Raw genomic sequence first — 14,500 nt, 5'->3', positions numbered from 1 at the left:
GACCTTAATCATTAGTTAAATTGAACTCGTCATCAGCTTCAATTTCTTCGTCAACATCGAGACTGCTCAATGCTTTAAGTTCACGAGTTTTTTCTTTTAATTCACTAACAAATTTGGCATTTTTTGCTTCAATATCTTCATCAATTTTATTGTTGACTTTTATAACTTCGACAGCTTGTATTTGTTCTTTATTTTTTAGATTTATTAATTTTACACCTTTAGCAGAACGACCTAAACTTGATATTTGTGAGATTGCTACACGAATTGTAAAACCGCTTGTTGTGATAATTAACAACTCGTCTTGAGAGCTTACAAAACGACTGAATACAATATTTCCAGCAGATTTTGCATTAATGCCTTTTACACCTTTTCCACCACGTTTAATCAATCTAAATTCATCATGATGAGTAAGTTTTCCATAACCTAGAGCACCAATTGTGAGTATTAATTCACCTTCAATACTTGAAGAAACTGATACAACTTCTTGATTGTTTTCAAGATTAATTCCTTTAACTCCAGTAGCAATACGCGACATTGGACGCACGTCATTTGATTCAAATTTAATTACTCGATCATCATTGTTTGCAAGCATTATTAAACAACTATCATCAACAACAATTGCTCTAACTAACTCATCGCCTTCACGTAGGTTAAATGCATATTTTCCATTTGAATTAATTGTTTTGTATTGATTAATTGGTGTTTTTTTAATAACTCCAAATTTTGTTGCAGTGAATAAAAATTCATTTTCTGAATATTCTTGAATAGGAAGAATTGAAATAATTTTTTCATTTTCTTTAACATTAAGATTGGCAACTAAATTAACAAAAGGAACTCCTTTTGACTGTCTTGAAAGTTCAGGAACTTCATGTGCTCTAATACGATACACTTTTGCATGATTTGAAAAGAGCAATAAGTCAGTGTGAGTTGAACAAGTAATCAATGATGCAACATCATCGTCATCATATGTTTTCATTGTTGTAATACCTACTCCACCACGACGTTGAGTTTTGTATTCTTCTAAATCGATTCTTTTTACATAACCATTTGCAGAGGTAGTAATAACAATTTCACGTTGAGGTATTAAATCTTCATCAGTAATTTTTCCACCTGCTTCAAAATCAATTGCTGTTCTTCGCGTATCTGAATATTTTTCTTTAACAACGCTTAATTCATCAATAATTAATTGAATAAGTTTATTGTGGTCGGCTAAAATTTCTTCAATTTTATTGATTTCAGCAATCAATTGAGCCATTTCTTCAAGCATATTCTCAATAGCAAGGTTGGTTAGACGACCTAAACGCATATCAACAATTGCTTTAGTTTGACGCTCACTCAAATTAAATCGTTGAGCAAGTCTAAGTTGTGCATCAGCATCATTTTTAGATTTTTTTATGATTGCTATTACTTCATCAATATTTTCAACAGCAATTTTAAGGCCTTCCAAAATATGCAATCTATCTTTAGCTTTCTCTAAATCAAATTTGAGACGTCGTGTAACTACGTCTTCTTGGTGTAAAAGATAAACATCAATAGCTTGCTTAATGTTTAATAATTTTGGTTCACCATTAACTAATGCAACAAAATTCACGTTGTAATTAACTTGTAAATTTGTCTGACGGAATAACTTGTTCAATAAAATGTGTGGATTTACATTTCTTTTCAGATCAATAACAATTCTAATTCCTTCTCTGTTTGATTCATCACGAAGGTCTGAAATTCCTTCAATTGACTTATCTTTAACAAGTTCAGCAATTTTTTCAGTAATTGCAGTTTTTTTAATCTCATAAGGAATTTCAGTAACTATTATTCTGCTTCTACCGTTTTTGAACTCTTCAATTTTGCATACTGAACGAATTGTGACACATCCTTTACCTGTTGTGTATGCGTCTCTAATTCCTTGATTTCCGAGTATTGTTGCACCTGTTGGAAAGTCAGGACCAGGTAAATATTTCATTATTTCATCAATAGAGATGTTTGGATTTTTAGCAACAGCAATAGTTGCGTCTATTGCTTCACCAAGATTGTGTGGTGGAATATTTGTCGCCATACCAACAGCAATACCTGAACCACCAGTAACTAAAAGATTTGGAAAGCGCGCAGGTAAAACTACTGGTTCTTTTTCGCTTGCATCATAGTTATCAACAAAATCTACAGTATTTTTTTTGATACCATCAAGCATTTCTGAAGCAACTTTACTCATTCTAGCTTCTGTATAACGCATCGCTGCAGCACCATCACCATCTATAGAACCAAAGTTACCATGACCATCAACAAGAGGATAACGCATAGAAAATTCTTGAGCCATCCGAACCATTGCTTCATAAACACTAGAGTCACCATGAGGGTGATATTTCCCTAAAACATCACCAACAATCCGAGCACTTTTACGATGTTGAGAAGAATAAGTAATGCCTAATTCACTCATATCATAAAGAATACGTCGATGTACAGGTTTTAAACCATCACGAGCATCAGGCAATGCACGCGAAACAATAACACTCATAGCATATTCTAAGAATGAATTTTTCATTTCCTTATCAATTTCAATTGGATGTAAGCCATCAATAGGTTCATCAATTAATTGACTTTTAACTACATAATCTTCTTTATTTTGCGGAACAACCTCTTCTTCTTCATCTTCGGGTTCGTTAGTTTTTTCCTCTTTAAAGGCTACAAATAACTCTTCATCAGGTATAAAATCTTGTTCTACTTTTTCTTTTTCATTTGAATCATTATCAAAATTTTCTTTATCTCAGGCAGTCATATTCCTCCTATATATATTAATTTTAATATTATATATTAAATTTGGTTTTTTATGCATAATTTGTCATTTTAAAGACTCAAAAAATATTAAAAACACACAAAATTCAGTATAAATTTATCTAAAAATGCATTTTTTGTTATTTTTCAATATAACTAATTTATAATTAAAAAGACAAGGGTGCTGCATAATGCGGCTGAGAATATACCTATTAGCAGATCATGGTAATTCATGCGTGGCTAGTTCTTCCATATATTTCCTTGTCAGAAGGATAAAAATGAAGTTTCAAAAAATAATCAAATTTTTAACACCGCTGACTGTTGCATCAACATCTGCAACGCTTGTTGGATGTGCTAATAACACAACTAATAATGACAATATTAACGATGCATGAGACAATTTAATTACAATTAATAACGGTTATATTAATTCTGGTTTTCATGCAAAAAAAGGTGAAAAACAACTTGAAATTGAGCAAAAATTTCTCAATTTATTATCGCAAAGATTTAACGAATTAAAAAATAAAGACCCTTTAACAAAAGATTTAGCAGATGTAAAATTCAATATCAATGTTGTTGGTAAAAAAGATACATATATCAGTAAACTTAAGGGAGATAACAAAGACAATGACCTTTTTATAGCTAACTATACTGTTTATGATTCTGAGTTTTTAGATGAAAATAATGAGTTTAAAAATGAAGAAGGTATAAAACTTGTCGCACAAACTGCAACATTGAAATTCAATTGGCAATCTGACGATAATGATTTTTACACAACTGGTTTAAAAGACGATAAATTAAGACAAGCCGCTGAAAAAAACAACATAAAATGAGTAAAAGACACAGGTTTTGAGTACCCAGATTGAGAAAATGCAATGATAAAATGAAAAGAAAATAATCAAGAAGACAAACTAAAATGAGATGGTTCTAAATTTGCTGCATTCTATGAAAAAAATGCATTGACTTATGTGTATCATGGCGCAATTTTAATAGCAGGCGATAAAGCAAAACGTGATCAAATTATCAAGGATTGAGAAGAAAAAGATTGAGATAAATTTGTTCAACATGGTATTGCATACAAAGAAATAGAATCTGCTGGAAGATATAAATATCAAATTGCATTATTAGCAAGACACTTCAATAAATCAATTGAAGAAATCAAAACAGACCTTGAAGGCAAGTATGCAAGATATGTTGTAGTTGGTAATAGTGCAAAAGCTCAATTAGGTAAAGCTTCAACAAACATTACTCCTGCAATAGGTTTTGATGATGAAGGTGTTTATAATTGAACAAGAGATTTAAAAAACGAAATGTTCTTTAAACCTGCAGAATTTCAAAGTTATAAAGCTTTTGATGACGCAGACAACAAAGTTGTTAGAACACTGACTTTAACAAATCCTGCTGCTTATGATGTGGTTTTAGGACGTAAAGGACTTTCTGACAAGCAAGTTGAATTAATTCAAAAAGCCTTAAATTCACTTTCGCTTGAGGAAAATACATATGGAATTTTTACTGGATACAATAAATTCTTACCTATTGATAAAGAATTATTCATCAAATTTCTAAAATTACAAAGACAAGCTCAATCAAAAATTGACCTTGTTACTGATATACCTAAAATTATTAACTAGATAAATATGAACAAAATTATAGAAATAAAAAATGTTGATTTAACATACTCACAGAATTCTGAAACAATTCTAAAAAATATAAATTTCAGTATTAATAAAGGCGAAATGGTTGCAATTATAGGTCCTAGCGGTGCAGGTAAAAGTACTCTTTTTAAAGCACTTGTTGATGCAATCAAGCCTATTACTGGTGAGGTATGTATTTTTGACCAAAAGTACTCAAAAATGAGTAAAAAAGAAAGAAAAAACACAATCACAAAGATTGGTTTTTTAACACAAAAACCTAACCTAATATTGACTGATAACGTCTATGAAAATGTTCAGCGATCATTTATAAATTACAAGAATATTATTATGAAATTTTTATCAATTTTGACTAAAAGTCAAAAATATAAAATATTTAAAACTTTGGATGATTTAAACATTTTGGATAAAGCTTTTTATCGTGTTTCTGATTTAAGTGGCGGACAGCAACAAAGAGTTGAAATTGCAAAATTGCTAGTGCGTGATGTTGAATTAGTTTTAGCAGATGAGCCAACATCTAGTCTTGATGCTCATACAGCTCAAGAAGTTATAGATTTACTTAAAGAATTAAAGCAAAAAGGCAAGACAATATTAGTTAATATTCATGATTTAAACTTGATTAAAAAGAATTTTGATAGAGTAATAGCGATAAATAATCACTCAATTGTTTTGGACAAAAAAACTAGGGAAACAACTTTATGAGAAATGAGCAAAAAAATACTGAAAAATCAGTAGTTTTGGAAAAAAAATGATGATCATTTCGCTATAAAAATTACTCAAAAAACACTCACACAAACTGAAAAATTAAACCAATTTTTAGACACATTTTATTATTTCTAATAATCATTTTAATAGCATATTTGTTTTATGAGCAATCCTCTAAAATTCAAACAAAAAACTTTGGAATATTTTTAAAAAGAATAGCAAATATATTTCAATTTAACAGCAATAGTACAAGAATAACAGGCAAGGGTACAGGCGAATACACAAATCTATGATCTGATTCGTTGATTGCGCTATGAACAACGATAAAAGTTGGTGTTGTAGGTACATTTACTGGTTTTATTTTAGCCTTAATTTCTACATACGTTTCTTTTGACAAAGCAACAAATAAATACAGTTCATTCATTTTTAAGTGTTTACTATTGTTGTTTCGTTCAATGCCTGAACTTGTACTTATTGGACTTGTGACTAAAACATTTCAAGGTGAATTCAGTCTTTTAATAGTTTATGCATTATTTACATGGCTTTGATTACATAGATATTATTTAGATATGCTTGAATCAATTGATTTAAAAGCCTATTGAACTTCAATAAATCAAGGTAATTCAAAAACCGTTGCATTTTTTAAAGAAGTTTGACCGCGTGCAAAGCACAGAATCAATGCACTTTTCATCTTTTCCTTTGAGTCAAATATGCGTTGAGCCTCAATTCTAGGAGCTTTATCGCTTCCAGGGATTGGACTTTGAATAAGATATGGAAGTACAAGCACAAATTTCTTTACTGAACTTGGAATTCCTTTGAGCATTCTAATGGTCTTTATTTTGCTGCTAGAAATTATAAATATTGTTTTAAAAAGATATCTTTTTGAAGCAAAAACTAAAAAAATCATTATCAATAAAGATAATAAATCAACTCAAATGCTTAAATTGTCAAATCATATTCAATGACGCAGAATAATTTATGGAATAATTGTTGCATTTTTCTTAATTACAACCATTGCTTATTTTATAAATGTTAATAAATGACTTTTTGATTTGTCTTCAACAAAACAATTTCTTAAAGCATTCATAAAACCTGATTTTTCAAAGTTTTCATTCAGTTCTTTAACTCCTTCAATTAATCCAATTTTAATGATTTGAGAATCATTAAAATTCTCTATAGTTGCACTAAGTATTTGCATAGTTTTAACGATTTTGAGTATTCGAGTGCAAAATTCAAAAATCAATAAGCTTTGATTTGCATTTTTAATGCGTTGCATTAACATTTTTATACGTCTGATACCTACAGTTGTGTACTTTTATACGCTAGATATTCTTTTTGCATCTCCTTTATTTTTAGTTATATTGATTATAGGTGTTCATGAAATGTCTTCGAAATCAAAACAACTTACTGAAGCAATTGATAATCTTGATGAAGAAATAATAGCCAATATGAGACTTCAAGGTTACACAAACAATCAAATATTTTTTAAATTCATTTTACCTAGCATCAAAAAAGACTTTGTCTCACTTTCATTGTTCTACTTTGAGTTAATTTTTAGAGCTTCAATAACGTATTCAATTTTTGTGAATGGAAGCAAAAATTCATTAAGTATAGGTGATGGAATTTGACAAAATTTGATTGAAAAAGGGTCATCATACCAACCAAATATTGCAATGGCTTATGCATGAATTGGAACATTTAGCATTTTGACAATCAATATATTTTCATCAATAATTAAAAAGAAAATATACCGCTTTTAAGCGCAAAAAAGCTAGCTCATTGAGCTACTTTTTTAATATAATTATTATTATATTTTATAGAAAAGAGTAAAAATGACACAAAAAGTTAGAACAAGATATGCTCCAAGTCCAACAGGTTATTTACATATTGGCGGAGCCCGAACTGCTTTATTTTGCTATCTATTTGCTAAACATTTTGATGGCGATTTTATTTTTAGACTTGAAGATACTGATATCAAAAGAAATGTAGTTGATGGAGAAAGAAGTCAATTAGAAAATTTGGCTTGATTAGGTATTGAACCTGATGAAAGTCCACTTAAACCTAATCTAAATTGTGGTAAATATAGACAAAGCGAAAAACTAGAACGATATAGAGAAGTAGCAGAATATCTATTGCAACTTGGACTAGCTTACAAAGCTTATGACAATGCTCAAGAACTTGAAGCTCAACATGCAGAATCAGATGCAAAAGGCATTCCATCATTTAAATACGATAGAAATTGACTAAAAATTGATGCTCATGAAATCAAAAGACGTGATGAAGCTAAAGAATATTCAATACGTTTAGCAATGCCTAAAGACATTAATCTTGCATGAGATGATCTTGTAAGAGGTCCTATTTCATTCAATTCTTCAGACATAGGCGACTGAGTAATTTTTAAATCAGATGGATATCCTACATATAATTTTGCTGTCGTAATTGATGATCATGATATGCAAATTACACACGTTTTACGTGGCGAAGAACACATAACAAATACTCCAAAACAACTTGTTATTTACAATGCATTACAATGAGAAGCTCCACAATTTGGTCATCTAACTGTTATCACAAATATGGAGGGTAAAAAACTTTCTAAACGTGATACATCATTAAAACAATTTATTGAGGATTATCGAAATGAAGGTTATGTTGCTCATGGTGTTTTTAACTTTTTATCACTTTTAGGTTGAACTGCTGAAGATGCTTCTGAATTAATGAGCAAAGAGGAAATTATTCGTAAATTTGATCCAGCAAGATTGTCTAAATCACCTTCAAAATTTGATGTTGTAAAAATGCATTGATTTTCTAAACAATATTTCAAAAATACACAAAATTCAGTACTTGCGGGAAAATTAGGCATAGATATTAATAATGAATGAAACGAACTTTTCATCAATACTTATAAAGAATCATGTGCAACACTTAATGAGTTAAAAAATCATTATCAAGTGTATCTAGATAAAGAAAATATGACACAAAATTTTGCACTAAACACTGAAGAAATCAATGTTGCTAAAGCATTTTTAAGCAAATTAGAAACAGTAGAATTTACTATTGAAAATATTCAGCAAGCAATAAATTTTGTTAAGTCTTCACTTGGTTTAAATGGTAAAAAACTATTTATGCCTATTAGAAAAGCAACCACTTTTGCTGAACATGGACCTGAATTAGCTAAGGCAATCTATCTATTTGGTGCTCAAACAGTTCTCAAAAGACTAAAATCATGAAAATAAAATTTAAATCAATTTCTATTCAAAACGGTCAAGAAAACACAGTCGAATTTGTTGCTGAATGCGAAAAAGAGCAAAGCAAATTTAAAGACGTTTTTGACACGGAAGCTATTGAATATAATGTGTATAGATTTAAAGATCCACAAAATCACCAACCAGTACGCATTGAAATAAATCCAACACACGTTAATATTTTGAATGTTAATGCGTGTCTTGAATTAAGACACAAAAAAATGCATTCAGGTTCATATATCAATGTTGAAAAGAACAAATTTCAAATCAAAACATTCACTGATACAATAAAAATTATTGATAATTACTGTGTAATTGAGTATGAATTGTTTAATTTTGAGGGTCATTCACTTGGTGCATTTAAAATAAAAATCGAACAATTATAGTTCGATTTTTTTGGTTAAAAACCTTTTGATGGATTAGTACGCTAAAATAAATCAATAATTAATCTTGTGCTTTTTGAGCTCTGCGAGCATCTCTAGCTTGTTCTTTTTGTAATTTATGCATTCTTTTTAGTGCACGTTCTTTATTTTTTTGTCTTACTATTTTTCTCATTTTAGATCCTTTAAATATTGATTTTACTGATTTATTTTACCACAAAAGGCTAAATTTATAGTCTTTCACGAATAAAATCTTTGATTTTTTCAACCTTGTCAAGACGCTCTCAAGGCAAGTCTAAATCATCACGACCAAAATGACCAAAATAACTTGTTTGCGCATAAATAGGTCGTCTAAGTCCTAACTCTTTAATTATTGATGCTGGACGAAGATCAAATATTTCTCGTACTGCTTCTATAATTAATTCGCGGTCAATTTTTTCTGTACCGAATGTATAGACGCTAATCGAAACAGGTTCTGCTACGCCAATTGCGTATGAAACCTGAATTTCAACACGATCAGCCACTCGTGCAGCTACTAAATTTTTAGCAATTCATCGACATGCATAAGCAGCTGAACGATCAACTTTTGTACAGTCTTTACCACTAAATGCACCTCCACCGTGTCTTGAAGCACCGCCATATGTATCAACAATAATTTTACGGCCAGTTAAACCTGTATCACCAATTGGTCCACCAATAACAAATCTACCTGTTGGATTAATTAAAATATTTTTTGCTTGCTCAAAACCATATTTCGCAAGCACAACTTTAATAATTTTGTTTTTGATAAAGTCTTTGAATTCTGCTTCATCAAATTCTTGGGCATGTTGAATAGATAATAAAACTGTGTCAACTTTTGTTTGGTCAGGATCGCTATAATCAAGAGTTACTTGACTTTTCATATCTGCTTTAGCTCATTTAAATTCTCCGCATTGACGTAATTTATCAGCTAACTTCACTAATTCATGAGCCAATGTTATTGCTAAAGGCATAAATGATGGTGTTTCTGAAGTAGCATAACCAAACATAATTCCTTGATCACCTGCACCAATATTATCATTTGCCAAATCAACACCTTGAGCAATATCACTACTTTGTTGTTTAATGTCTGTGATTAAATTTATTGAACCATTTCAATAACCTAATTTCTCAAGAATGTTTTTTGCAATTTTTCGTGCATCCACGGATGCAGCAGAACTAACTTCACCACCAACTAAAACAATATTTCCTGAAGCCATTGTTTCAATTGCTACTTTTGATTTAGGATCTTGACTTAAATATGCATCCAAAATTGAATCTGAAATTTGATCACAAACTTTATCAGGGTGACCTTGGCCTACAGATTCAGATGTAAATAACTTTTTGTATTTCATAAAAAAACTCCTTTGCTTAATAAAACAAAAGAGTTAATTAGCAAAACATGTTGGACTTTTAAAAGTCCCTGACTTTCCACCTTACAAGTTAATGCAGGTTGGCTTGCTTCAATGCTGTCATGCTAAGCAACTCTGTATGTTTTTTATCTTTATCTTATGCATATTATGATATCAAAAGGAATCAAAAACTCGCTCAAAAAAACTTAAATTTTTGAGCGAGTATGAAAATGTGTTAGTTAGTTTGCTGTGTTTTTATGATTTTTAAAATAGGCTTCAAAGTATTCTTGACCTAAATCCACTGAATAAAGGTCTCAAAGATTAGCACCTGTATTTTCTTCATCTTTACCACCAACATTAATTAAACCAGTACGCTGGTTATATCACACATTATAATAAATAACATTTGCGAGTTTTGGTGTACCATTATCATCTACTGTATTGTAAGGGTCATCAGAATTGGTGATATAAAGGCCAACAACATTGTAATTTTCATCAAAATCTGCACCTCAAACATTAATTATGTGGCCTGTTGTCTTTCCGAGAGTATTATGTGAAATACCTAAAGGGTTATTTCGCACAAGATTTTCTAATAATGCTTTTGAAAATGATTGTTTGCGTGAAATATATCTTGAATCTAGTTTTCTAGTAAGAATGTGTTTTCCAAACACATCAGCAAAAAATGATTTATTTGGTTCTGGTTTTTTATATTTATATTCATAATTTTCACCACCAAATCTGTCTTTTGCAGCATTGTATGAATAACCGTTAATATAGTGATCAATTAACATATTAGGATTTACAAAGGTTCCTGAATATCTTTCCTTAAAAAAATCGAAAAATTTAGACTTTCATACCTTATGATTTACTTGTTTCTGACTATCTTCATAAATTTTCATCAATTCACGTAAATCTAGAGTTTTTACTATGTTTTTTAGTGTAGCAGTGTAAAAACCTTTAGAACTATCCTTTAAATACTCATCAACATATTTTTTATTTTGACGAAGTCAATAGTGAAGTCAGTTAGTTGCTGTGATAGCAGCACAAAGTGCATTATCTCTTATATCAAAATCTTTATTAGTGTCATATCACCAATCATTTTCTTGACGTTCTTTTATATACTTCAAACCTTCATCAGGTACATTTTTAAAACCATCAGGATCAAGTTTAACGCCACCTAAAAATACTGAATATTTTGCACGAGTTTTTTGACTTAATAATGCTGGATGTTTATCTCAAAACTCTTGTGTAATTTCAGGCATTTTAATTTTTGGAATTGTTTGTGTATCTGCGTCTTGAGGTTTATGTTCAGGTGCTGAAGAATCGGGTTGTTTAGGTTCTGAGTGATCTGGATTTTGTTTTGGCACTGAAGAATCAGGTTGTTTAGGTTGGCTAGGTGTTGAGTGATCCGGATTTTGTTTTGGTACAGAAGATTCAGGTTGTTTAGGTTCAAGATGTTGTGAATTGTCATCTTTTTTTCTTGAATCATCATTTGTTTTATTATTGCGTTTTTCGGGATTTTGAATTAATGGAGGACGTGTGTTATCAGAAATAGGTGGAGTCTTCTGTTGATTATTCAAACCTCTATCCTCAACTTTTGGTGGTTGCGGACTAGGAGTAGGAATGGTTAAATTATCATCACCTGCACCAGGTTTTTGAGGCATTTTAGGTAATGTGTTAGGGTTATTAATTTCACTATCTAAAGAATCATTTGTACTATTTGGACTCTTAGCACATTGTGTAGATAAAAAAGTTATTGAAAAAGGTGCTAATGATCATAAAAATTTAAATTTTCTTTTCATTCAACTCCACTATTGAAACATTGATTTCTTTTGTAATAATTATATATAAAAGTTAACAATTGGCATAGTAGGATGAAATGTTTCAAAATGAATTAGAACAAAAAAGACTCAAATTGTATAAAGATTTGAGTCTTTTTTTGTCCTTGTATATTGTATAAATGAGTTTTAAGCACTTGGGCTAGTGGTATTTAGTTCTTTTAATAATTGACTTATAACAACTATTGATAATATTCAGCCAACTAAAGCTACTAACATAAAAACAAATCCTAAAAATGGAATTCATGAAAGCACTTGGCCGCCTAAAAGCAATGAAGGTCCAGTAATTAATAAAACTTCGTGTTTTTTGTATCTTTGTGCTAACGAAATGCAAATAACTAGTGATGTAATCGAAAGACCAAGAATAACAAAATTTAAAATAACGGCAAGTGGTATCAATATATATGTAGAACCTATTATTCCAAATCATAGAGCTGTACTATCAGTGTCTAATATTCGATTATCTGCTAATCGATAAAAGCCATAAATTAAAGATAAAAATGCAAATATTGAAATAAATAATAAAATAAATCCAATAGCACCAATAGCAATTATTAATGCTGAACTTTTTTTGGCTGATGCAATATCTTTTTCTTTTTGAGTTTGTTCGTTCATATTTCTATTATATCAATTGTGGTTCAAAAACACAAAAATCAATAAATATAATAAAAAAGTTAAGCATTATTGCTTAACTTCAACCTTTTTTTAAACTTGTTTGCTTTTAATTTCTTTTAGTACTAGTGATAGTGCAACTATTGTAATAATTCAACCTGCAAAACTTACCATTGAGAATAATCAACCTATTAGCGGAATGATCGATAATATTTGTCCACCTAAAAGTAATGAAGGTCCAGTAATTAATATCACTCTTTGATTTGCATATCTTTTTGATAACAATACTGAAAGTACCAATACCACAATATTAATTGCAACATCTAATAATGATAATAATACTTTTGCAGTTATAGAAGATACAGCAGAAAGAGTTAATAACCCTGAAAACAATGTTCCGACTAGAACAACTGCTAACACAATTCCAAAAATTAAAGAAGCAATCATTAGTCCTAACGAAGCTCAAGCAAAAGTTTTATCTTGTTTTAATTGATCTTTTTCATTCATATGTTCATTATACAATATAAAAAATATATGCATTTTAATTCAAGAATTATGATGTTATTTTTTTAAATTTTTTTATTTATGTATTCATAAATTTGCTTTTATTTTTTGTGAAATCTAAAACATAATGAACCGCTTGAGATAGGTTAGTTTAATTGTAAATGTTATATCATGTTTGTTAAAAATAACTAACAAGATTTTGATTTTAATACCGTTATTTGATAGTTTTTTTGGTTAAACCAACATTTCGTTGCAAAACAAGAACATTAAATAAATTTCAATGTTCTTGTTTTGTTCTTCTTTTGCAAACAAAAGAAGCAAAATTTCTTCTTCTTTTGAAAAAGAAGAAGCAAGAAAACTTTTAAAAATTAAGAATATTTGATAAGTATTTTTGAGTTTCTTGTAATGCTTCAAAAATTTCTTTAATTAGAATTTTTTCTTCATCACTTACTATTTCTTTGTTGCTGATTTTATAGATTAATTCAATTTTTTTGCTTAGATATGTATTGAACGTGTAACCTGTTGCATTAAGTCTTGCTAACTTGATTGCTTCAGGAATTGGGATTAGGTGTTTTCGTTTTAAATAATCATTAACAAAAAGTTCATTCTTGTCTTCGATTTTTAAAGCTCTAAATCTTTGTGTCTCGTTTCTAAAGTAAAACATTTTATCCGTACCGATGAAAAATTTCAAATCTCGAGTTTTGTTATGCGGTACAGGTTTATTGTCTTTATCAAAAGGTGCAAATCAACTGCCTTCATAGAAAACTGAATTGTTATTTACATTTCTATACACTGGTAAATCGAAAAATTGTTCATTATATTGTTGATTTACTGCACGAAAAACACTTATTTTTTCTTTTGTTTTGCAAGAAGAATTGATAAAGTCGATAATAATTTCTTTGTTTTTGTTTATTTCTTCTATTGAATTGATCTTGTTAAGTTGTAAAAAGAGGGGTAATCTTTTTTGAATTGTCTCATTTTTACGCTCAACATGTGGCTTAAATGTTGGATTTGAACTGGTTATAAACTCGATTCCACGTGATTTTACTGCTTGATAGGTTCGAGCATTGCTATCAGCATTATTTCTAAAGTTAGATCTATTATCGGCTAAAAGAGTTCTAGGATACCCGTAATTATTAAAAAGTTCTTCTAATAAAATCTGATAACCATTGAGAGTTTCTGTTTGTTCTTCGAAGTGAATTGAAACAACTTTATTTGTACCAACATCGACTGCAAGCAGCATTGTGAATTTATTATGACCATTAAGTCAGTAATGGCTACAGCCATCAATTTCAACGATATCGCCAAACTTATATACGTTTTTGTAATTTAAACGACGCTTTGTTTTTTCTTTGGATTCGTAATATTTAAATTGCGATATAAAGAATAAATCTTTATTAGTTATAACTTTATTTCTGTTTCGTTTAGCAA

10 protein-coding genes and 1 pseudogene are annotated in these 14,500 nt (G+C 29.7%); 5 read left to right on the top strand and 6 right to left on the bottom strand.

Translation table 4 applies throughout. The annotated features are described in order from the left end of the window. Positions 1–4 precede the first annotated feature (4 nt). Positions 5–2,767, bottom strand: coding sequence for a DNA gyrase subunit A (gene gyrA, locus E1I18_RS00535; RefSeq protein WP_141483660.1), 2,763 nt, complete (start codon positions 2,765–2,767; stop codon positions 5–7). 274 nt (positions 2,768–3,041) lie between these two features. On the opposite strand from gyrA, the gene cypl reads away from it, so the two are divergent. The 5 genes from cypl (at position 3,042) to E1I18_RS00510 (ending at position 8,751) form a co-directional block, all read left to right on the top strand. After that, a complete protein-coding gene (cypl, locus tag E1I18_RS00530) occupies positions 3,042–4,394 on the top strand; it encodes an ABC transporter thiamine pyrophosphate-binding lipoprotein p37/Cypl (RefSeq protein ID WP_141483659.1) in 1,353 nt (450 codons plus the stop codon). Positions 4,395–4,400: 6 nt separating this feature from the next. Then, positions 4,401–5,150, top strand: a complete 750-nt coding sequence (locus E1I18_RS00525) for a phosphonate ABC transporter ATP-binding protein (protein ID WP_141483658.1) — start codon at positions 4,401–4,403, stop codon at positions 5,148–5,150. Further along, a complete protein-coding gene (locus E1I18_RS00520; RefSeq protein WP_141483657.1) occupies positions 5,114–6,880 on the top strand; it encodes an ABC transporter permease subunit in 1,767 nt (588 codons plus the stop codon). Before E1I18_RS00525 ends, E1I18_RS00520 begins: the two co-directional genes overlap by 37 nt. A gap of 72 nt (positions 6,881–6,952) precedes the next feature. Further along, a complete protein-coding gene (gltX, locus tag E1I18_RS00515; protein WP_141483656.1) occupies positions 6,953–8,356 on the top strand; it encodes a glutamate--tRNA ligase in 1,404 nt (467 codons plus the stop codon). Then, the gene (locus E1I18_RS00510; protein ID WP_141483655.1) at positions 8,347–8,751 is read left to right on the top strand and encodes a hypothetical protein; all 405 of its coding nucleotides are present in this window, start codon (positions 8,347–8,349) and stop codon (positions 8,749–8,751) included. Before gltX ends, E1I18_RS00510 begins: the two co-directional genes overlap by 10 nt. A gap of 224 nt (positions 8,752–8,975) precedes the next feature. Here E1I18_RS00510 and metK read toward each other — a convergent pair whose 3' ends face one another. The 5 genes and pseudogenes from metK to E1I18_RS00485 all read right to left on the bottom strand — a co-directional run. After that, positions 8,976–10,118, bottom strand: a complete 1,143-nt coding sequence (gene metK / locus E1I18_RS00505) for a methionine adenosyltransferase (protein ID WP_141483654.1) — start codon at positions 10,116–10,118, stop codon at positions 8,976–8,978. Between the two features lie 236 nt (positions 10,119–10,354). After that, the gene (locus E1I18_RS00500; protein ID WP_141483653.1) at positions 10,355–11,917 is read right to left on the bottom strand and encodes an IdeS/Mac family cysteine endopeptidase; all 1,563 of its coding nucleotides are present in this window, start codon (positions 11,915–11,917) and stop codon (positions 10,355–10,357) included. Between the two features lie 165 nt (positions 11,918–12,082). After that, positions 12,083–12,568, bottom strand: a complete 486-nt coding sequence (locus E1I18_RS00495) for a hypothetical protein (protein ID WP_141483652.1) — start codon at positions 12,566–12,568, stop codon at positions 12,083–12,085. A 90-nt stretch (positions 12,569–12,658) separates the two neighbouring features. Next, positions 12,659–13,072, bottom strand: a complete 414-nt coding sequence (locus E1I18_RS00490; RefSeq protein WP_141483651.1) for a hypothetical protein — start codon at positions 13,070–13,072, stop codon at positions 12,659–12,661. 358 nt (positions 13,073–13,430) lie between these two features. Continuing rightward, a pseudogene (locus E1I18_RS00485) lies at positions 13,431–14,500 on the bottom strand (hypothetical protein); the annotation flags it as partial.

Origin of the sequence: Mycoplasmopsis mucosicanis (assembly GCF_006546935.1) — a bacterium.
Taxonomy (GTDB): Bacteria; Bacillota_I; Bacilli_A; order Mycoplasmatales; family Metamycoplasmataceae; genus Mycoplasmopsis; species Mycoplasmopsis mucosicanis.
The sequence above is the reverse complement of the archived record's forward strand: the minus strand, read 5'-3'. Positions and strand labels throughout refer to the sequence as shown.